Here is a 20,560-nt window from a genome sequence, read left to right as displayed (position 1 = left end):
TTGGGAGAGCGCATGTATTCATCTGAACAGTTCGCTGAAATTTGGCCGATAGCCGCTTATTTTATTATTCTTGTGATCATGCTTATTGCCATGTTGCTGCTATCTCATGTCCTTGGCCCCAAAACGGCTAGTCGGGCAAAAAACACCCCTTACGAATCTGGCATTATTGCTGCAGTTACCTCTAAAAGTTCGTCAACAACTAACAACCACACTCGTTTTACCAATCATTTCTTTTTATACGCAGTTTTCTTTGTGATCTTTGATCTCGAGACAATTTATTTATTCGCCTGGGTGATCGCATTTGATGAAGTTGGCTGGGCCGGTTTTATTGAAGCAAGTATTTTCATCAGCGTGTTATTAGCGGCTTTGCTTTATATCATTCGTATTGGTGCTTTAGAGCTAAAACATCGCCATTTACCTTTTCGTCATCAGCAAACTGCTGAATATTTGAGGAAGAATTAATCATGGAATGGTCACTCACTAAAGCTAAACTTGATGATGCGATGCTCAAAGAGAAGAAAATATCTGAGCAAGAGTTAGATCGCAGTATGTTTATGGCAAAACTTGATGACATGGTTAATTGGGGGCGTAAAAATTCAATATGGCCGTTTAATTTTGGTTTAAGTTGTTGTTATGTAGAAATGGCAACGAGCTTTACTTCTCGTCATGACATTGCCCGCTTTGGCGCAGAGGTTATTCGTGCCACGCCACGACAAGCTGATTTAATGGTGATTTCAGGTACCTGCTTTCGAAAAATGGCGCCAGTTATTCAACATCTATATGAACAGTTATTAGAGCCACGCTGGGTTATCTCTATGGGCGCATGTGCCAACTCTGGTGGTATGTACGATATTTATAGTGTTGTTCAGGGGGTCGATAAATTTATATCAGTAGATGTCTATGTACCAGGCTGTCCGCCTAGACCTGAAGCCTTACTTGAAGCGTTACTACTTTTACAAAACAGTATTGAACATCAGCCAAGACCCCTAAGTTGGACCGTGGGTGAACAAAATGTCAGTCAGACAGCAAAACCGTCATTGCGTGACATTAAGCAACAAGAACGGATTGACGTAACGACCTTAGACCCTCCTGACCACTGTTAAAAAGACTACCAATAAAAAATAACAATACTAATAATGCAGGACATTTTTTAATGACCGAATTTAATATCAAAGCAAGTAAAGATTGGCAGGCAGGTTTATCAATAGCTGGATCTGATGCAACATCATTACAAGGGAAATTAGCACAAGAGATAACAGCTGAAATTCTTGCGGTTATGCCTGAGCTTGATCTTAAACCCGTCACCGCGGTAGAGAACATTGTTGATGATATTTGTACTTTTTGGTTAGATAAAAAACAGTTGATTAAATTGATGAAAGTACTAAAAAATAAATTAGTACAACCGTTTGATATGTGTTTTGACCTTTTTGCCATTGATGAAACCACCCGAGAGCATAAAGGTCGACAACTGCAAGATTTTACGGTGAATTATCATCTGCGCTCTTATCAACGCAATCAAGATATCCGTATTAAAGTTGCTTTACCTGCGAGTGATAAATCATTAGCGAGTGTTTGCCACATTTGGCCAAATGCCAATTGGTATGAACGAGAAATATGGGACATGTTTGGTATCACCTTTATTGGCCATCCAAACTTAAGACGTATTTTAATGCCTGATACTTGGCAAGGACATCCGCTCTTAAAAACACATCCGGCGCGCGCCACAGAAATGGCTCCTTTTACCCTACCGCCTGATCAGCAAGATAAAGAACAAGCAGCCTTGCAATTTGACCCTCAAGCCTGGGGAATGAAACGCCAAGATAAAGATAATGATTTTATGTTTCTTAACCTTGGTCCCAATCATCCGAGTGTTCATGGTGCTTTTCGTATTGTTTTACAAATGGACGGTGAAGAAATAATTGATTGTGTGCCGGATATTGGCTACCACCATCGTGGTGCTGAAAAAATGGGCGAACGTCAATCTTGGCATAGTTATATTCCCTATACCGACCGAATTGATTACCTCGGTGGCGTGATGAATAACTTTCCCTATGTGATGGCGGTAGAAAAGCTTGCCGGTATTTCTGTGCCTGACCGAGCGAAAGTCATACGTATTATGACCTCAGAAATGTTTCGCATTCTTAGCCATTTACTTTTTTATGGCACCTTTGCTCAAGATATTGGCGCGTTATCACCGATTTTTTATATGTTTATCGACCGTGAAAAATTGTTTGGCATTATTGAAGCATTTACCGGGGCAAGAATGCATCCTAGTTGGTTTCGTATCGGCGGTATTGCTCAAGACCTACCAAAAGGTTGGGAGGTCTTGGTTCGCGATTATGTTAATTACTTACCTAAGCGCTTAGATGAATATGAAAAAATGGTGATGCAAAACTCTATTTTGAAAAATCGTACTATTGATGTTGGCGCTTACTCAAGCCAAGAAGCGATTGAATGGGGGATAACTGGACCCGGTTTACGTGCAACGGGTTATTCGTGGGATCTTCGTAAACAAAGACCATACAGTGGTTATGATCAATTTGATTTTGAGGTTCCACTCGGCAATAAAGGCGATTGTTACGATCGCTGCCGAGTACGAGTTGAAGAAATGCGTCAAAGTATTCGTATTATTGAGCAATGTTTAAATAATATGCCAGCAGGGCCTTATAAAGCGGAACACCCGCAAACAACACCGCCGGATAAGTCAAAAACTATGCGAGATATCGATAGTCTGATCCCTCATTTTATTAATGTTTCGTGGGGCCCCGTTATTCCTGCTGGTGAAGTATCAATGTGCGTGGAAGCGACTAAGGGCATCATGGGGTATCACCTGGTTAGTGATGGCAGCACCATGAGTTACCGGACCCGCATTCGTACCCCAAGCTTTGCTCATTTACAAATGCTGCCGTTGATCAGTAAAGGTCAAATGGTCGCCGATTTAATCGCGACTCTCGGTAGCGTTGATTATGTTATGGCTGATGTAGACAGGTAGACAGCACAGTTGTAGAAATTTAGACAGATAGGAATTGAAGATGGAATATAACGTGAACACTATGCCACCAATAAATATTGTCACTATTGACTATAAGCAGTATCTGTCTGTGAGTGAAATATCTTCGATTGAGCATGAAGTCAGTATCATGGAAACACGCGAAGCTGCAGGTATTGAAGCGTTAAGAATTGTTCAAGAGCAGCGCGGCTGGGTCAGCGATGAAAGCTTATATGCCATTGCTGATTTATTAAATATGCCAGAAGCAGAACTTGAAGGTGTCGCTACGTTTTACAACTTAATTTACCGCCAAGAAGTTGGACAGTTTGTTATTCACTTATGTGACAGTATCGCCTGTCACCTAACGGGATATCAGCAAATATATCAGGCGATTAACACACATCTAGGTATAGGTTATGGACAAACAACCGGTGATAAAAAGTTTACTTTTTTAAGCAACGTTTGTTTGGGGGGCTGTGATAAAGCGCCAACCATGATAATAGGTAAACAACATTATCAACAGTTAACCCCTGAAAATGTTATCGATATTTTAAATGATTTAGCAAGCCAGGAGAGTGAACATGATTGAAATTATTCGTCCACTCACTCAATTAGTGAATCTACAATCGCCATTGTCACTGAATGATTATATCAGCGAAGGCGGCTATCAAGGGGCAAGTAAAGCACTGCATGATTATAGCCCGAAGCAAGTTTTAGATTTAGTCGGTGACTCAGGATTAAAAGGACGCGGCGGTGCTGGTTTCCCAACAGGGATGAAGTGGAGTTGTGTCCCTATGTTCGAAGCAGATGATGATAACGCGCCAGCATTCAAGTACTTGGTTGCCAATGCTGACGAAATGGAACCAGGCACTTTTAAAGACCGCTATTTATTAGAAGGGGCACCACACCAATTAGTTGAAGCGATGATTATTGCTGCTTACACCATAGCTGCTAATAGGGGCTATATATTTTTACGAGGTGAATATCATCTGGCTGGAAAACGTCTACAGCAAGCCATTAATGAAGCTTATCAGCAGAACTGGTTAGGAAAAAACATTCAGGGTACAAATTTTTCATTTGATTTATATGTGCATACCAGTGCTGGCCGTTATATTTGCGGCGAAGAAACGGCGCTGATCAATGCCTTAGAAGGGCGCAGAGCAAACCCAAGAGCTAAGCCGCCATTTCCTCAAATAAGCGGCTTGTTTGGACAACCTACTGTAGTTAATAACGTCGAAACCTTATGTAACTTGCCGCATATTGTTAAACAGGGTGCCGACTGGTTTAAAGCATTATCGCCTAATAGTGACTCAGGAACTAAAATTTATGCGGCTTGTGGCCGGGTAAAATCACCGGGTTTGTGGGAATTGCCGATGGGCACAACGATACGAGAAATTTTATATCAACATGCAGGAGGGATGGCAGGCGGTTTTAAATTACGAGGGCTATTACCGGGTGGTGCATCAACTGATTTTCTTTTGCCAGAGCATCTTGATACACCAATGGATTTTGACTCTATTGCTAAAGTTGGCAGTCGCTTAGGTACGGGAGGCTTAATTGTTTTAGACGATAAAAATTGTCCGGTAGCCATGGTGCTTAATTTAATGAGATTTTTTGCCCAAGAATCATGTGGTTTTTGCACTCCGTGTCGCGATGGCACACCTTGGGCAGTAGAAGTATTAACCCGTATTGAGCAAGGGACAGGGAGAAAAGAAGATCTTGATACGCTATATAATCTTTGTGATTTTATGTGGCTGGGGAAAACTCATTGTGCATTGGCTCCTGGGGCAGTTGAACCCTTAAAGAGTGCTTTACGTTATTTCTCTGATGAATTTGAACAACATATAGATAACGGTTGTTGTTCTTATCAACAAGACAATATAGTCAATAAAAGCCTTACTCTGCAATCATCACAGGGAGGGGCTGTTCATGGATGATAAAAATATCAGTGCCGCACAAAAAGTTACTGTCTATATCGATAATATTGCCTATCAAGTGAGTAAAGAAAATAACTTACTGGCTGGCGTGTTATCGCAAAAACTCAACTTACCCTATTTTTGCTGGCATCCGTCAATGGGCTCCGTTGGGGCTTGCCGTCAATGTGCAGTGACTCAATACCAAGATGAAAATGATACCCGTGGTCGACTGGTCATGGCATGTATGACGTCAGTCAGTGATGGCATGCGTATTAGCTTACAAGACAAAGACTCGGCAAAATTTAGAGAGCAGGTTATAGGGGCGATGATGACTAATCATCCTCACGACTGTCCTGTTTGTGCAGAGGGTGGTGAATGCCATTTACAAGATATGACCGTAATGACCGGGCATAGCGTACGTGATTACCAGGGCACTAAACGCACCTTTAATAACCAATACCTAGGTGAATTAGTTGGGCATGAAATGAACCGTTGTATTACCTGCTATCGTTGTACCCGTTTCTATAATGATTATGCTGGTGGTAAAGATTTTGGTGTTTATGGTTCTAAAAACCAAGTTTATTTTGGTCGGCAAAAAGACGGCACTTTAGCAAGTGAATTTAGTGGTAATTTAGTCGAGGTTTGCCCAACAGGGGTCTTCACCAATAAAGTATTTTCTGCTCATTATACCCGTAAGTGGGATTTACAATCAGCGCCCTCTGTTTGTGCGCATTGTTCGGTGGGCTGTAATACCAGTATTGGTGAACGATATGGTTCAGTTCGTCGAGTAATGAATCGTTATAATTATGATCTTAATGGCTATTTCTTATGTGATCGCGGCCGTTATGGTATCGGTTTTGTGAATAGCGCACAGCGTATTAAAAAAGCGCAGGGCATCAATCAAACATCACCCGAAAAATTGACCCGTTTAGATGTATCAAGAGCACTGGCACACTTTCGGGATAAGCGTTTTATTGGTATTGGCTCAGCACGCGCATCATTAGAAGCTAACTTTTATTTAAAGCAAATTGTTGGTGAAGATAACTTCTCAGCGGGTTATAACAGACAACAAATGGCTGTAGCCAAAGAGTATCAACAACTACTCAGTGATAACTTTATTGATGATAAAATGCTCAGCCTTCGTGAAATTGAACAATGCGATTTTATTTTACTGGTTGGCGAAGATTTAACTAAAACCTCTCCGAGAATCGCATTGGCTTTACGCCAGGCTTGTCGAAACAGTGGCATTGAAAAAGCGGCAAGCATGGGCGTAGCTTCTTGGCAAGACAGTGCTGTGCGCACGATCAGTGGTAAACGCAACTCACCTTTTTTTGCTATGCAGCCTATGGCAACAAAATTAGACGAACTTACCGAGCAATGCTTGTTGTTAGCACCCGATGACATTGAACAAGTGATGTTGGCACTTACTACGGTTCTGTGCCTTACTGATAATGAAAAAAGCAATTATTTTCATCAGGAGGAATGGCAAGCTTTTACCTTCGAACAACAGTCGTTTATCAATAAAGTTATTAGCGCATTAGCTACGGCGAAAAAGCCCCTAATTGTTACCGGCGACAGTTTGTTGAGTGCAAAAATATTATTGGCAACCAACAAATTGATGGCTTGTTTGAAAAATCAAGCCACGCCGTCGAAGGTTAATTTAGTGGTGCTGCCTTCAGCAAGTAATAGTATCGGTTTATTGTCATTAATTGATGAAAAGTCAATATCATCTGAGCAAGTTTTAGCCAAGGTTAGTACTAAAACAGTGGCTGGTTTGATTTGTTTAGAGCAAGAACTCACGGTTTACACTAATGAGCAATTAACCTTATTAAGAGAGCATGCTGAAGTTATAATTGTCCTTGATCACAGTGAAAGTCGAGTGAGTCAACTTGCCGATATTGTTTTGCCAGCGGCGGCAATAAGTGAAGGCAATGGCCACTTTGTCAATTATCAAGGAAGAATACAGCGTTTTAGTCAAGTACATGCAGCTGCTTTACCTATTTTAGATAGTTGGAAATGGTTGTCATATATCGAAAAAGCTTTAGATTTTTCAATAAGTAACCAAGCTACTCTTCAAAGAAAAAAAGCAAAGCCCAAAGAGAATCTTGCTGAGTTGCATGATTATTTTTCTGAAAACTTTACCTTATGGCCAACTCTTAAAGATGAACAACTAGAGCAAAAGTTTGTCGCGAGAATGACCAAGCGTGCCAGTGGCAGAACATCACAATCAGCTAATTTTTCTGTGCACGAAGCTAAAGTTGTTGAAGATAAAGATCAACACTATCGTTTTTCTATGGAAGGTAATAAGCCTAATGCCGTAAAAAACATGCCATTTACTTGGGCGCCGGGTTGGAATTCAAATCAATCAATCAATCACCATCAAGTAGAGATACAAGGTCAGCTTTCCCATTATAGTGATGATGTTTACGTATCCTTCAACTTTACTCGCGAGAGTGATAAAAATGTAGCAGTCAATGATGATACGTTAGCAGCAGTAATCACAGATTTAACGGCTAAAAAAACGTTAACTTATTTTCCTCAAGGTTGTTTGTTTCAGGGCGAGTGGCAGTCAGCGTTGACGGCGGAGTTTCAACTACTCGCTCATTCTCTTGAGAAAAACCCAACACTTTATTTGTCGACAGAATTTGTTGAGAGTCAGGGCTGGGAGCCAGGACAATGGCTAAATGTTAGCGCAGATAATAAAAGTTGTTTTGCTCAACTAAAGTGCAATAACGAGCTTCCTCAGTATCTCGTTTATGGAAATATTAATGATTTTGTTGATCATAAATCTGGTTTAAGTATTAAACTCACTGAGGTTAGTGAAGCTGACGTTATTCAATATCAAAAAAATCGCCAAACTCATTACCAGCACTTAAAAGTTATTCAACAAAACACCCTTAAACAACTCAAAATTTCAGATCAACATATACCTATTCGTTTTGTGGCGGGAGGCTTAGATGACGCCTGAAATCATGTGGAAGCTGCTCGAAATAATTCTGATTATTTCACTGCTTATTCCTATCGCCGCCACATTAGTCTGGGTTGAACGTCGGATGATTGGTATTTGGCAAGACCGCCATGGGCCAAACCGTGTTGGTCCCTTTGGCATTTTACAATCGTTAGCTGATTTATTGAAAATTTTGGGTAAAGAAGACTGGATACCGCCCTTTAGTGATCGTTTGGTTTTTGTACTTGCCCCTGTTATTGGCGCCGTATGCGTGTTGATGAGTTTTGCTGTAATTCCTTTCACCGCAGATATTGGTGTTTCAGATTTGAATATCGGTTTGTTGTTTTTCCTTGCTATGGCGTCACTGGCTGTTTATAGCGTTGTTTTAGCTGGTTGGGCGTCAAATTCAAAATATGCCTTGTTAGGTGGAATGAGAGCGGCGGCGCAAACTGTTAGCTATGAAGTCTTTATGGGCTTGTCAGTTATGGGTGTTGTGCTTTTAACGGGCACGTTTAACTTACGGGATATTGTTTTGGCGCAAACCGATGGGTGGTTAATACAGAGTCAGTTTGTTGGTTTTTCGGTGTTTCTTATTGCCGGTATTGCTGAAAGCCATCGTTTACCCTTTGATTTACCTGAGGCTGAAACTGAGCTCACTGGCGGATTTCATACTGAGTATTCAGGCTTAAAGTTCGCGCTGTTTTTTTTAGGTGAATATCTCAGTGTCACCCTTATCTCAGCAATGTCTGTGGTGTTGTTTTTTGGTGGTTGGTTGATGCCTGCGCCGCTTGATACTTGGTTACCACCGCTGGTGTGGTTTATTTTAAAAGTGTTATTTTTTGTCTTTTTTTTTATTTTATTAAGAACTTCGCTACCCCGTCCTCGTTTTGATCAACTTTTAGCTTTTGGCTGGCAAGTTATGCTACCGATTGCTTTGTTGAATTTATTAGTTACTGCAGCGTTACGCTTAGGAGGTGTGCTTTGAATATTCGTTTAATAACTTCAAATAAGAAGCATTTAAGGAGACTGATATGTTAAGTCAGTTACGCACTATGTGGTTAGTGCTTAAGCATACCTTCACCAAAGCGGATACGGTGCTATATCCTGAGCAAAAACCTTATTTAGCCCCGCGTTATCGTGGCCGCATTGTACTCACTCGCGATCCTGATGGAGAGGAACGCTGCGTGGCTTGTAATTTATGCGCGGTGGCTTGCCCGGTTGATTGTATTTCTTTACAGCAAACCATAGATGATAACGGACGTAAACGCGCAGAATTTTTTCGTATTAACTTTTCGCGTTGTATTTTATGCGGTTTTTGTGAAGAAGCTTGTCCAACTTATGCCATTCAATTAACGCCTGACGTCGAATTAGCTGAATATGACCGACAAAACCTGGTCTATGAAAAAGAGCATTTATTAATCAATGGTGTTGGGAAATATCATGATTATAATTTTTATCATCACAGTGGTATTAAGGTTGGTGATAAAGGTAAAGGGCAGGCTGAGCAGGAACGTCCTCCTATTGATATTAAAGGATTAATGCCATGAGTAGATTTGCTTCAATTGAAGGATTATTTTATTTAGCGGCGATTATTGCCATCGTAGCTAGTTTAAAGGTGGTGACTGGAAAAAACACTGTGCATGCCTTACTCTACTTGGTTATTTCATTACTTGCTGTTGCCGTGTGTTTTTATTTAATGGGGGCGCCATTTGCCGCGGGGTTAGAGGTTATTGTTTATGCCGGCGCTATTTTAGTGTTATTCGTTTTTGCAGTGATGATGTTTGGTTTAGGCATAGATGAAATGCACAACGCGCCGCAGTCAAAAGGCTTATCTTTATGGGCAGGTCCCGCCTTTCTTGGATCCTTACTTTTAGTTGAATTAATTTTTGTCATTGATAATAGTGAATTGGCATTACAACTTAATAACCAAGTGGTTGATGCTAAACAAGTGGGGATACTGCTTTATGGACCTTATTTACTGGCAGTCGAGATTTCCTCATTTTTATTACTGGCTGGGCTTGTTGCTGGTTACCATTATGCAAAACCCGAACATCGAGGGGGACGGCTATGACTGTAATTCCCTTAACTCATATATTAATTTTATCTAGCCTGCTCTTCATTATTGGTTTTGTTGGCGTGGTCGTTCGAAGAAATACTTTGTTTATGCTGATGAGTTTAGAGGTGATGTTAAATGCTGTTGGCATCGCTTTTATTGGTGCGGGTAGTGTTTGGCAAGAGGCCGATGGGCAAATAATGTTTATGCTTATTTTGACCCTAGCGGCGGCGGAAGTTGCTGTGGGTTTAGCGTTATTAATTCGCATGCAAAGGCGCTATCGCACCTTAGATATTGATGTCCTCAACCAGATGAAGGGATAGGTGAAATATGAGCTTATTAGCAAGCTTACCTTTATATCCACTGATAAGTTTTTTGGTACTGATTACTTTTGGTAAACGCCTTAATTGGGCTATCGCCTCATGGCTAAGTGTTGGCTCTATGGCTGCTGCTGCACTTTGCAGTCTATTTTTGGCTAATCAATTATCGTTGCATGAATCGAGTGTGATCACTGCGCACCTCTGGCAATGGTTCTCTATTGGCAGTGCAGAGGTCAACATTAGTTTTTACCTTGATGCACTTTCTGCAGTAATGATTTTAGTGGTTACCGGTGTTGGCTTTTTAATTCATTTATTTGCTGCTATTTATATGAAGGATGATGAGAATTTTAGCCGTTTTATGGCCTATATGAATTTGTTTATTGTCGCGATGTTAGTGTTGGTTTTAGCGGACAATTTAGTCCTATTATACTTAGGCTGGGAAGGCGTTGGCTTATGTAGTTTTTTACTGATTGGCTTTTGGTATCAGGAAAGAAATAATGTTTTGGCTGCTCGTAAAGCCTTTATTGTCACTCGCATTGGTGACACGGCGATGGCGGTTGGTTTGTTCTTATTGTTTAAGTCACTGGCAAGCTTAAATATTGCTGAAATTAACCAACTAGCGCAAACCACAGCAAGTTTTACTGCAAGCTCAATAAACGCTAAAAATAGCGAAGCATACTGGGCTGCTTTGTTATTGTTGGGCGGCGCTGTCGGTAAATCAGCACAGCTACCATTACAAACCTGGTTACCCGATGCTATGGCAGGGCCGACACCGGTCAGTGCACTTATTCATGCCGCTACTATGGTTACGGCTGGGGTCTACTTAATCGCCCGGATGAATGGTGTGTTTCTAATGACACCAGAGGTGATGAATTACGTTGCCTGGCTCGGTGGCATTACCTTATTAACTGCTGGCCTTGCTGCCTTAGCACAAAATGATATTAAGCGTGTCTTGGCATATTCAACCATGAGCCAAATTGGCTATATGATGCTAGCCTTAGGCGCTGGGGCATGGTCTGCGGGGGTTTTTCATTTAATGACTCATGCCTTTTTTAAAGCGTTACTTTTTTTGACAGCTGGTACAGTTATTCTTGCGCTACACCACCAGCAAGATTTATATAAAATGGGCGGGCTTTTAAAGAAACTTCCCGTTGAAGCAACGCTTTTTTTGATTGGCTTAGCGTGTTTAATTGCTTTGCCCGGCACTTCAGGATTCTTTTCTAAAGAAGCGATCATTGCAAGTTTATGGTCTTCACCTACAGCAGGTCCTAGTTTATGGTGGTGCGCAATTTTAGGGGCATTGCTGACCAGTATCTATAGTTGCCGGCTATTCTTTCTTGCCTTTTTAGGCAAACAACGTTTTCCTAAAACACGGGTTATTAGCGAACACCTTGAAACCAGTAAACTGTTGCGCGGCGCTTTATTTGTTTTAGCTTTATTGTCGATATTTGGCGGCTTAGTGACTATCGATTTATCGAGTCTATTTTTAACGTATCAACCAGGCATTATTAATCGTTCTAATAACCCTTCTTGGTTACATCTTGTTGCTATAGTGACTCCTTTTGCTGGCATTTTATTCTCATGGTTTTATTATAAACGTTACCGCATCCTTGGTTACAAACCGTTAAGAGCCAGTCAAAACCCTTGGGTTGTTTTTTGCCGTCATGGTTTAGGCTTTGATACCTTGTATGCGACGTTTTTGATAAAACCTTATTGCTTTATTGCCAAGTTAAACCGCAAAGATTTATTTGATCAAACACTAATGTTATTGGCTTGGTATATCGGCATTTGGCGAGATATATTATCGGCTAGTCAAAATGGTCATTTACGCTGGTTTGCTGCAGCTTTTGGTTTATCTATGGTTGGCTTGATTTTTATGGTGATATTATGATGCTCACTTTGATTGTTTTTGGTCTACTGCTCAGTGGATGCTTGGCGTGGTTTGCTGACAACAAAGTCTTGCTGGGTATAAAATTACAAGCAAAGTGGCTTTCTTTATTGGCCGTGTTAGTACTTAGCTGTTGTTTTTTGTTGTTGGTGTATTGTTCAGAGAAGAATTTTCAACAATTACAGTTATTTGCAAGAGTGCCTTGGATCCGCTCATTTAATATTGATTATGCGCTAGCGCTCGATCAACTCAGCATCACCTTAATTATCCTTACCTTTTTTCTTGCTGTCATTTGTATTTTGGTTTCGTGGCAGGAAATACAAAAAAAAACAGGTTTTTACTATTTTAATTTATTAGCAACTTTTGCTGGTATTCTGGGTGTTTTTTGTGCGGTTGATATGTTTTTGTTCTTCTTCTTTTGGGAGGTGATGCTCCTACCTATGACGGCAATTATAGCCGTGTGGGGCCATGAGAAACGTTATTTTGCTGCAGTAAAGTTTTTTATTTTTACTCAGGTCAGTAGTCTATTAATGCTGGTCGCTATTATAGCGATGGCCTATATCCATCAGCAACAAACAGGGGATTTAAGTTTTTATTATCAAGATTGGCTAATGCTCGATATTAAGCTCGATGTTGCACAATATTTAATGTTAGGTTTCTTTATTGCCTTTGCGGTTAAGTTACCTTCGGTGCCTGTACATAGCTGGTTGCCTGATGCCCATACTCAAGCGCCAACAGCCGGCAGTGTATTGCTTGCCGGTGTTTTACTTAAAACGGGCGCTTACGGATTAATCCGTTTTGTTATTTTTCTTTTTCCTCAAGCGAGTGAAAACTTTGCACCAATAGCGGTAACTCTAGCCGTTATTAGTATTATATATGGTGCAAAAATGGCGTTTGCGCAAAACGACTTTAAGCGTTTAGTTGCTTACAGCAGCATCAGTCATATGGGCTTTGTGATGTTGGCTATTTTTAGTTTTAATGAAATCGCTTATCAAGGCGCTATAGTGACTATGGTGGCACATGGGCTAAGCAGTGCAGCGTTGTTTGCTTTAGCCGGTATCATCTATCAACGCGTGCATTCGAGAAATTTAACGGATATGGGCGGTTTCTGGCAAAGCGCACCTCGTATGGGAGGCTTTGGCTTGGCTTTTGCGGCGGCGGCTTTTGGTTTACCTGGCTTAGCTAACTTTGTTGGTGAGTTTTTAAGCTTGGTCGGCGCTTTTCAAGTATTTCCTATTATGGTGATTTTCGCCGCATTGGGCTTAATTGGCTCGGCGATATACGCCATGGTGCTCTTTCAGAATACTTTTCAAGGGGTGCCCAGCAAACTGGTAGAAGACTTATCACTACGTGAAATTTGTATCTGCAGCAGCTTATTGGTATCACTGATCATTTTAGGTTTATACCCCAATATACTATTACGCTATTCATTTGGAGCTTTGTTATGAACCCTGTCGACAAAGTGTCTGAAATAACCCTAATGAACACTGAAATGTTTATTGTGCTGTCACCTATTTTATTACTGTCATTTGGTATCGTTTTATCGTTATTACTGATCGCGTGGCAACGTTCACAAAAAATTATTGCGCTCTTTAGTCAACTGATTTTAGTTTTTACCTTACTACTTTCTATGCATTTATTGAGCAGTGGGATATTGAGTGGCGCCGGCGTGCAAATAACACCATTATTAAAAGTTGATCAATTTAGTTATTTAAGCTTGTCATTGATTTGTTTATCAGCTTTAGCCGTTATCAGCTTAAGCAAACAAGTTTTGAAATCACAAGTAGAAGTGCATGATGAATATTACTTGCTTATTTTACTGGTGATTTTAGGGGCGGCAATCCTAGTGGCTAGTGACCACTTTGCCAGTATGTTTTTAGGTTTCGAGTTGCTTTCTATAAGCTTAGTTGGGCTCGTTGGTTATTTTCGTGAACAAAAATACGCCGTTGAAACGGGCTTTAAATACTTAATTTTAAGTGCTTGTGCTTCAAGTTTTATGTTGCTGGGTATCGCTTTTATATACAGTCAAACGGGGAATTTAAGTTTTGCTATTAATTCAGCTACCGCGCCATGGCATTCTGCGCCATTACAGTTATTTAATAGTATTGGTGTGTTATTACTCTTTTCAGGCATTGCGTTTAAATTATCCTTAGCGCCTTTTCACTTTTGGGCACCCGATGTTTATCAAGGCGCACCAACGCCGATCACCCTATTAATGGCAACGGTATCTAAGATCGCTATGTTTACTGTCTTAATGAAGTGCTGCTTTGCCCAAGGTTATTATCAAAATGATCATTTTATCGATGTCATCATTGCTGTCGCGCTTTTATCGATGTTTATTGGTAATACTTTAGCGCTAAAACAACAAAATATTAAACGCTTAATGGCATATTCTTCAATTGCTCATTTCGGTTACCTACTGATAGTACTGGTTATAAGTGCTGAACAAAGTATCGGTTTTGCATGGCGAAGCGCCTTATTCTATTTAACGGCTTACCTACTCGCTAATGTCGCTATCTTTAGCATAGTGATAACGTATGAACAGTACTTTTCGCAAAACTCTACAGAGAGAGAGGTGTGCCTAAATGATTGGCAAGCAATGTTCTGGCAGCACAGAGCTCAAGCTGTTTTATTGGTGTTTTCGATATTAAGCTTAGCCGGTATCCCCTTAACTATGGGGTTTGTCGGTAAATTTTATCTATTTAATCAGGCCGTTATTTCGCAAAGTTGGTGGCTTATTACGGGGTTAGTGATAGGGAGTGGTATTGGCTTAGCTTATTATCTACCGATTATTTTTACGGTTTTTAAAGTAAATAGCAGCGCTGCAACGCATATTACAAAAGATAACGCTATAAAGGCGCCTAAGATATTTATAATATTTTTAATTATTATTAGTTTTTATTTTGGTGTTTTTCCTGACTCTTTAAGCCAGTACTTACTGTAATAAGCGTTAAACCTGGTATATATGTTAGCTGAGCAAGCGGCAATATCGGTTTTATTAAAGATAAGGTTACAATAAACGCCAACATCAAGATTGTTTTCGAAATAAATCAGCGATAAGGCGGTTAGCCAATTTTATTTACACTAAATTGGCTATATTTCGAACAATGTTACTTATATTACTTGAACAATGAATAAATATCGGTATAATGCGCGCCTCGATAACAGTGATTCTGACTTGAATATTTTCTTTCACACTGGTTATACGAAATGAGTGGGGTTTTCCGCCCAATAGACTTCTTAGCTAATATTCTTTATTAGCCCTATGTTCTTTAGTGAACGTGCCTTAAGTCTTCCTGGTGGTTTCCTCGTATATAACGCGGAATGTTTTGGTTACTTTTAACCTATTCCGCCACAAGAGAAGACAAAATTTATGACTACTTCTAACGATGCTCCTGTGAGCTTTGACTCTTTAGGCTTGCCTGAAACTTTATTATCTGCTGTAAAATCTATCGGTTTCGAAAACTCAACTGATATTCAAGCAAAAACTATTCCGCCATTATTAGCCGGCAAAGATGTTTTAGGTGAAGCACAAACTGGTACAGGTAAAACTGCAGCCTTCGGTTTACCTGCACTGGCTAAAATTGATGTTTCATTGAAAAAGCCACAGTTAATGGTGTTAGCGCCAACACGTGAATTAGCCATGCAAGTTGCTGAAGCAATTGAAAGCTTCGGTAAAAACATGAAAGGTTTATTGGTTGCTACTTTATACGGTGGTCAATCATACCAACCACAATTTCAACAATTAGAGCGTGGCGCTCAAGTTGTTGTTGGTACACCTGGTCGTTTAATGGATCACTTACGTCGTAAGAGTCTAAAACTAGGTAACTTATCTTTTTGTGTTCTTGATGAAGCTGATGAAATGCTTAACATGGGTTTCTTAGAAGATATCCAATGGATACTTGATCACTTACCAGAAACGACTCAAATGGCTTTGTTCTCTGCAACTATGCCACCGGCTATTCGTAAAATAGCTAACCGTTTCTTAAAAGATCCAGAACATATTAAAATTGCTGCAGTTAAACAATCAAAAGCAAATATTTCTCAATTTGCTTGGAAAGTGAGCGGCATTCGTAAAATTACTGCATTAGAACGTATCGCTGAAATCGTTGATTACGATGCGATGATAGTTTTCGTACGTACTCGTAGCGACACGGTTGAAGTTGCAGAGCAATTAGAGCGTGCTGGTTACCCTGCATTAGCTTTAAACGGCGACATGAACCAAGCACAACGTGAACGTTGTATTGAACAAATGAAATCAGGTAAGTCATCTATATTAGTGGCAACTGATGTTGTTGCTCGTGGTTTAGATATTCCACGTATTTCTTTAGTGGTTAACTATGATTTACCAGGTGACAACGAAGCTTATGTTCACCGTATCGGTCGTACCGGTCGTGCAGGTCGTGAAGGTATGTCAATTGCATTTGTACGTCCTCGTGAAATGCACTCGTTACGTCATTACGAACGTTTAACTTCAGGTGTTATTAACACCTATGAATTACCAAACATTGAAGAAATTGGTAAGAAACGTATTGAACGTACTCGTGTTGAAATGGCACAAATTATTGCTGATAAAGATTTAGCTAACATGCGTGAAATCGTTGAAGCTATGGCCAATGAATCAGAGCTTTCAATTACTGATTTAGCCGCCGCTTTATTGTTCAACAAGCAATTAAATCAGCCATTACAACCAAAAGAAGACCCTAAACCTCGTCGTGAAACACGTGAACGTAGTGACCGTGATACGAGAAGCGAGCGTGGCGGTCGTAACGAAAGTCGTGGCGGCAGAAATGAACGTGGCGGTGAACGTGGCGCAGAGCGTGGTGGTGAACGTGCTCCTCGTAAAGTAAAAGTTAACCGTACTGATGTAGATTGGCAGACGTACCGTTTAGAAGTCGGTAAAGAGCATGGTGCACGCCCTGGTGATATCGTTGGCGCAATCGCTAATGAAATATCATTAGACAGTAGCTACATTGGTGCTATTAACTTACATGATAAACATACTTATGTTCAGTTACCAAAAGGTATGCCAGAGAAATCATTTGAGCAATTAAAGCGTGTTAAAATTCGTCGTCAATCATTAGAAATTACCGTTTCAGATGTTAAGACGGTTGAGTCAACACCAACAACTGATCGTCCTCGCAAGCGTCAAGAGCGTTCTAATCGTCCTAGCTAGTCGATAACTTAATCATAAAAAGGTACGTATATCGTACCTTTTTTTATGCCTGTAATTTATTAACTAGCATGAATACTTTACCGTTAAGTGGTGGTGTAAACCTAAGCGTACAGCTGTTCTGTAAGTACTATATGGCTTGTCTTGACGTCGAATAAATTCCACACAGATAGCACGTACATTTTCTGTTACGCTGCGATACTTTATTAGATTTGCTTTGCGCTATCTCTTCATCTCAAACCTAGTAATAATGTAGTCATTGATTCTTTAAGAGAGATAAACATGACTGATATAAAAAACCCACTTAACCTTCGTGGTATCGAATTCACTGAATATGCCACACCCGATTCAGATTTTATGGAAAACGCCTTTTATGGTTTTGGTTTTTCAAAAACGAAAAAGTTTAAAGGTCGTGATATCGATTACTTTAATCAAAATGATATTCATTTTTTATTAAATAATGAAAAAGCGGGTTTTTCAAAAGAATTTGCTAAAAATCATGGTCCTGCTATTTGTTCTATGGGCTGGCGTGTTGATAATGCTGATTTTGCTTTTGAAGAAGCGATTAAGCGCGGCGCTAAATCTGCGGCCAATGAAGATAACAAATTACCATACCCCGCTATTTTTGGTATTGGTGACAGTTTAATTTATTTTATTGAAAAATTTGCTGCATCAACAACCAACCCTGGCTCTATCTATGAAGATGACTTTGAAGCGATTGACGCTCCTGTTATTAACGAAGATAAAGGCTTCTTACGTGTTGATCACTTAACGAACAATGTTCATCAAGGTACTATGGAACATTGGGCTAATTTCTATAAAGATATTTTTGGCTTTACCGATGTGCGTTATTTCGATATTAAAGGTGAAAAAACGGCACTGATTTCTTACGCGTTAGCATCGCCATGTGGCACTTTCTGCTTACCAATTAATGAAGGTAAGGGTAAGAAAAACAACCAAATCGATGAGTACTTAGATGAGTACAATGGCCCAGGCGTGCAACATTTAGCCTTTATCAGTGATGACTTAGTCGGCTCTTTAGACAAGTTAGATAAAAACATTATTGATACGCTTGATATCGTCCCTGAATATTATGACGACGTATTTAAACGCATCCCTTGGGTTAAAGAAGATCATAAACGTATTCAAGATCATCAAATTCTTGTTGATAGCCAAAAAGAAAATTCGTACTTATTGCAAATTTTCACTAAAAATATTTTCGGCCCAATCTTTATCGAGATGATCCAACGTGTTGACGACCAAGGTTTTGGTGAAGGTAACTTCACCGCCTTGTTTAAATCTATTGAGCTTAATCAAATGGAAAAAGGCACCGTTTAGTTTTCTACACTAATAGTGCTCTTATCAAAGGCCTGCTTATGCAGGCCTTTTTTGATTGTTATATTCGGCCTATTGAAGTGTTATAGTTACTTGAATTACATGACATTAATGTTGATATAATGTAATAGGTTAACGATTGATTTTAAAATTATTTTAGTGAAGTAATAAGGGCTGAGTATTGTTCAATAATATTGTTAATCGATTTTTTATCGCTATCGTTTGTCGACTGTAACATGCGTTGATAATGCTTGATGGTTGTCGCTAAATATTGTTGATGTGACTTAATCGATAAATCCCACATCACATCACCGGTAGGCGATATTTTTTTCAAGGGGTTATCAATATCGGCAGATACGCCAAAATGTTTTTTTACATGGATAACTTCATAGCAACGCTTGTTTTCAGTGACTATACATTCATCCAGTAAGGTACAGTGATGAGCAATTAGGGTTTGTCTTACTGAGTAATTGTAATGCACAGGGCAAACAATAAACTCTATTTCGCTGGTTGGGTTGATCAGTGTGTTTTGCTTAAAATTAGTGATGATACTTTCAATAAAGCTAATGAGTAGCTCACCACCAACACCGGCGATAATGACTAATTGCTTATTTTGTCTTGTTAACGGTAGCTTTGCTACATCAATACAATGCACCTGCCAGGCTTGAATGTAGTCGTCTGCACTGAAGTGCTTTTGTAATAATGACTCAAGGTGTGTGGTTAATGAGGGAACAATATCGACAAAATGTATCGTGTCTGCCGCTTGGCGTTTTAACAACGTTAGCCCCAACAAACCGTGATCACAGCAGCAATCCCAAATATTTTGATAGTGAATATTGACCATACTGTCAATTTTTTGCAACCGCTGACTTATTTTTTTCATACGTTGGTTTACACCAAATCATACCAATTTCTTTGTTGAGTTTCATCGAGAAAACTCCAAGCAATAAAACGGCTGATTTTTTGTCCTTGCGCCATATCCACGACTTTTACTTGTTTGGCTTTATACTTATTAAGGGTTTGTTTTAGTTGGCTAATATGGTCTTTTTTTGACACTAAACAGCTAAACCATAGCACTTGCTTTTGGATGGTTTTACTCTCTTTTATCATCTGATTAATAAAGGCTAGCTCGCCACCTTGGCACCATAATTCAGCTTTTTGACCACCAAAATTTAATGGTACTGGGTTGCCCGTTGTTAAGGGCGATTTTAACGATTTTTTATTTGCCGCTAAATTTTTGACTTTTCGAGTCGAGCCTTTTGTTGCCTCAGCCAGTGAACGATGAAAGGGCGGATTACACAGGGTTAATTCAAAGCGATCATCTTTTTCAATGATGCCCGTAAATATTTGTGATGAATTTGGCTGTAATCGACAAGTAATGGATTTTTTAAACGACTTATCAGCAGAGATTATTTGCTCGGCAACTTTAATTGAAGTCGGGTCTATATCGCTACAAGTAAACTGCCATTGATATTCACGCTGCCCTAAAAGAGCATAAATGCAACTTGCTCCGGTACCGATATCAAGCACTGAGACTTTGTTTTTATTTACCGTCAAGGCTACCGGTAGTGTTGCTGCTAATAAATCAGCAAGATAATGAATATAATCGACTCTACCAGGAATAGGCGGGCACAAATATCCCGCTGGAATATCCCATTGACCTACCTGATAGTGCAACTTTAACAATGCCTGATTAAGTGCTTTTACGGCGTTAGCATCAGCAAAATCTATAGACAAATTCTGATATTTATTGGTATGAACAAAAGGTTTTAATGCCGGCAATGCTTGGCACAGTGCTAAAAAATCATAACCATTATTATGGCGGTTTTTTGGATGGAGGTTTTGTTTTAGTGGCACGGTTTTTCTCTAAAAATAAATAACCTGAGGATTTTAACATTTCCTTTATAGCCATGCCACATCATAATAAATGATAAGTTTG

The 20,560-nt window shown here is 39.8% G+C and carries 17 protein-coding genes; 15 read left to right on the top strand and 2 right to left on the bottom strand.

Annotated features, from left to right (window positions below):
* The first annotated feature begins 12 nt into the window (after positions 1-12).
* The 15 genes from ESZ26_RS03955 (at position 13) to hppD (ending at position 18,624) form a co-directional block, all read left to right on the top strand.
* Positions 13-462: an NADH-quinone oxidoreductase subunit A gene (locus tag ESZ26_RS03955; protein ID WP_146798233.1), complete on the top strand. Its 450-nt coding sequence runs from the start codon at positions 13-15 to the stop codon at positions 460-462.
* 2 nt (positions 463-464) lie between these two features.
* Positions 465-1,103 (top strand): NuoB/complex I 20 kDa subunit family protein, encoded by a 639-nt coding sequence (locus ESZ26_RS03950; RefSeq protein ID WP_146798231.1) that lies wholly within the window; start codon positions 465-467, stop codon positions 1,101-1,103.
* A 50-nt stretch (positions 1,104-1,153) separates the two neighbouring features.
* Positions 1,154-2,992, top strand: a complete 1,839-nt coding sequence (nuoC, locus tag ESZ26_RS03945; RefSeq protein ID WP_146798229.1) for an NADH-quinone oxidoreductase subunit C/D — start codon at positions 1,154-1,156, stop codon at positions 2,990-2,992.
* 40 nt (positions 2,993-3,032) lie between these two features.
* Positions 3,033-3,578, top strand: coding sequence for an NADH-quinone oxidoreductase subunit NuoE (gene nuoE / locus ESZ26_RS03940; RefSeq protein WP_342353827.1), 546 nt, complete (start codon positions 3,033-3,035; stop codon positions 3,576-3,578).
* Positions 3,571-4,926 carry an NADH-quinone oxidoreductase subunit NuoF gene (gene nuoF / locus ESZ26_RS03935; RefSeq protein ID WP_190278380.1) on the top strand — a complete coding sequence of 452 codons (1,356 nt, stop codon included), beginning with the start codon at positions 3,571-3,573 and terminating at the stop codon, positions 4,924-4,926. The genes nuoE and nuoF overlap by 8 nt, the downstream gene beginning before the upstream one ends.
* Positions 4,919-7,873 carry an NADH-quinone oxidoreductase subunit NuoG gene (gene nuoG / locus ESZ26_RS03930; RefSeq protein ID WP_146798227.1) on the top strand — a complete coding sequence of 985 codons (2,955 nt, stop codon included), beginning with the start codon at positions 4,919-4,921 and terminating at the stop codon, positions 7,871-7,873. Before nuoF ends, nuoG begins: the two co-directional genes overlap by 8 nt.
* A complete protein-coding gene (gene nuoH / locus ESZ26_RS03925) occupies positions 7,863-8,837 on the top strand; it encodes an NADH-quinone oxidoreductase subunit NuoH (RefSeq protein ID WP_146798225.1) in 975 nt (324 codons plus the stop codon). The genes nuoG and nuoH overlap by 11 nt, the downstream gene beginning before the upstream one ends.
* Positions 8,838-8,883: 46 nt before the next feature.
* A complete protein-coding gene (nuoI, locus tag ESZ26_RS03920) occupies positions 8,884-9,399 on the top strand; it encodes an NADH-quinone oxidoreductase subunit NuoI (protein WP_146798224.1) in 516 nt (171 codons plus the stop codon).
* Positions 9,396-9,923, top strand: a complete 528-nt coding sequence (gene nuoJ / locus ESZ26_RS03915; protein WP_223271565.1) for an NADH-quinone oxidoreductase subunit J — start codon at positions 9,396-9,398, stop codon at positions 9,921-9,923. Before nuoI ends, nuoJ begins: the two co-directional genes overlap by 4 nt.
* Entirely contained in the window at positions 9,920-10,228 is a 309-nt protein-coding gene (nuoK, locus tag ESZ26_RS03910) for an NADH-quinone oxidoreductase subunit NuoK (protein WP_146798222.1), read from the top strand. Before nuoJ ends, nuoK begins: the two co-directional genes overlap by 4 nt.
* A 7-nt stretch (positions 10,229-10,235) precedes the next feature.
* Positions 10,236-12,116, top strand: coding sequence for an NADH-quinone oxidoreductase subunit L (gene nuoL / locus ESZ26_RS03905; RefSeq protein ID WP_146798220.1), 1,881 nt, complete (start codon positions 10,236-10,238; stop codon positions 12,114-12,116).
* On the top strand, positions 12,113-13,561 hold the full coding sequence (locus ESZ26_RS03900; RefSeq protein WP_223271564.1) for a complex I subunit 4 family protein: 1,449 nt from the start codon (positions 12,113-12,115) through the stop codon (positions 13,559-13,561). The genes nuoL and ESZ26_RS03900 overlap by 4 nt, the downstream gene beginning before the upstream one ends.
* Entirely contained in the window at positions 13,558-15,057 is a 1,500-nt protein-coding gene (locus ESZ26_RS03895) for an NADH-quinone oxidoreductase subunit N (protein WP_146798218.1), read from the top strand. Before ESZ26_RS03900 ends, ESZ26_RS03895 begins: the two co-directional genes overlap by 4 nt.
* Positions 15,058-15,486: 429 nt before the next feature.
* On the top strand, positions 15,487-17,289 hold the full coding sequence (locus ESZ26_RS03890) for a DEAD/DEAH box helicase (protein ID WP_146798216.1): 1,803 nt from the start codon (positions 15,487-15,489) through the stop codon (positions 17,287-17,289).
* A 279-nt stretch (positions 17,290-17,568) separates the two neighbouring features.
* A complete protein-coding gene (hppD, locus tag ESZ26_RS03885) occupies positions 17,569-18,624 on the top strand; it encodes a 4-hydroxyphenylpyruvate dioxygenase (RefSeq protein ID WP_146798214.1) in 1,056 nt (351 codons plus the stop codon).
* 148 nt (positions 18,625-18,772) lie between these two features.
* Here hppD and ESZ26_RS03880 read toward each other — a convergent pair whose 3' ends face one another.
* On the bottom strand, positions 18,773-19,504 hold the full coding sequence (locus tag ESZ26_RS03880) for a tRNA (adenine(22)-N(1))-methyltransferase (RefSeq protein ID WP_146798212.1): 732 nt from the start codon (positions 19,502-19,504) through the stop codon (positions 18,773-18,775).
* A gap of 8 nt (positions 19,505-19,512) precedes the next feature.
* Positions 19,513-20,478, bottom strand: coding sequence for a 23S rRNA (adenine(1618)-N(6))-methyltransferase RlmF (rlmF, locus tag ESZ26_RS03875; RefSeq protein ID WP_146798210.1), 966 nt, complete (start codon positions 20,476-20,478; stop codon positions 19,513-19,515).
* Between the last annotated feature and the right edge of the window lie 82 nt (positions 20,479-20,560).

It is taken from the genome of Colwellia hornerae, assembly GCF_007954355.1.
Classification (GTDB): Bacteria; Pseudomonadota; Gammaproteobacteria; order Enterobacterales; family Alteromonadaceae; genus Colwellia_A; species Colwellia_A hornerae.
This window is presented reverse-complemented; position numbering and strand designations above follow the sequence as displayed.

What these genes read in the sequence shown, in the direction of transcription:
- ESZ26_RS03890 (WP_146798216.1), top strand. Translation starts at nt 15,487, where the DNA reads ATGACTACTTCTAACGATGCTCCTGTGAGCTTTGACTCTTTAGGCTTG.
- ESZ26_RS03955 (WP_146798233.1), top strand. Translation starts at nt 13, where the DNA reads ATGTATTCATCTGAACAGTTCGCTGAAATTTGGCCGATAGCCGCTTAT.
- ESZ26_RS03950 (WP_146798231.1), top strand. Translation starts at nt 465, where the DNA reads ATGGAATGGTCACTCACTAAAGCTAAACTTGATGATGCGATGCTCAAA.
- ESZ26_RS03900 (WP_223271564.1), top strand. Translation starts at nt 12,113, where the DNA reads ATGATGCTCACTTTGATTGTTTTTGGTCTACTGCTCAGTGGATGCTTG.
- nuoJ (WP_223271565.1), top strand. Translation starts at nt 9,396, where the DNA reads ATGAGTAGATTTGCTTCAATTGAAGGATTATTTTATTTAGCGGCGATT.
- nuoK (WP_146798222.1), top strand. Translation starts at nt 9,920, where the DNA reads ATGACTGTAATTCCCTTAACTCATATATTAATTTTATCTAGCCTGCTC.
- nuoC (WP_146798229.1), top strand. Translation starts at nt 1,154, where the DNA reads ATGACCGAATTTAATATCAAAGCAAGTAAAGATTGGCAGGCAGGTTTA.
- nuoL (WP_146798220.1), top strand. Translation starts at nt 10,236, where the DNA reads ATGAGCTTATTAGCAAGCTTACCTTTATATCCACTGATAAGTTTTTTG.
- ESZ26_RS03880 (WP_146798212.1), bottom strand. Translation starts at nt 19,504, where the DNA reads ATGAAAAAAATAAGTCAGCGGTTGCAAAAAATTGACAGTATGGTCAAT.
- nuoE (WP_342353827.1), top strand. Translation starts at nt 3,033, where the DNA reads ATGGAATATAACGTGAACACTATGCCACCAATAAATATTGTCACTATT.
- hppD (WP_146798214.1), top strand. Translation starts at nt 17,569, where the DNA reads ATGACTGATATAAAAAACCCACTTAACCTTCGTGGTATCGAATTCACT.
- nuoG (WP_146798227.1), top strand. Translation starts at nt 4,919, where the DNA reads ATGGATGATAAAAATATCAGTGCCGCACAAAAAGTTACTGTCTATATC.
- ESZ26_RS03895 (WP_146798218.1), top strand. Translation starts at nt 13,558, where the DNA reads ATGAACCCTGTCGACAAAGTGTCTGAAATAACCCTAATGAACACTGAA.
- nuoF (WP_190278380.1), top strand. Translation starts at nt 3,571, where the DNA reads ATGATTGAAATTATTCGTCCACTCACTCAATTAGTGAATCTACAATCG.
- nuoH (WP_146798225.1), top strand. Translation starts at nt 7,863, where the DNA reads ATGACGCCTGAAATCATGTGGAAGCTGCTCGAAATAATTCTGATTATT.
- nuoI (WP_146798224.1), top strand. Translation starts at nt 8,884, where the DNA reads ATGTTAAGTCAGTTACGCACTATGTGGTTAGTGCTTAAGCATACCTTC.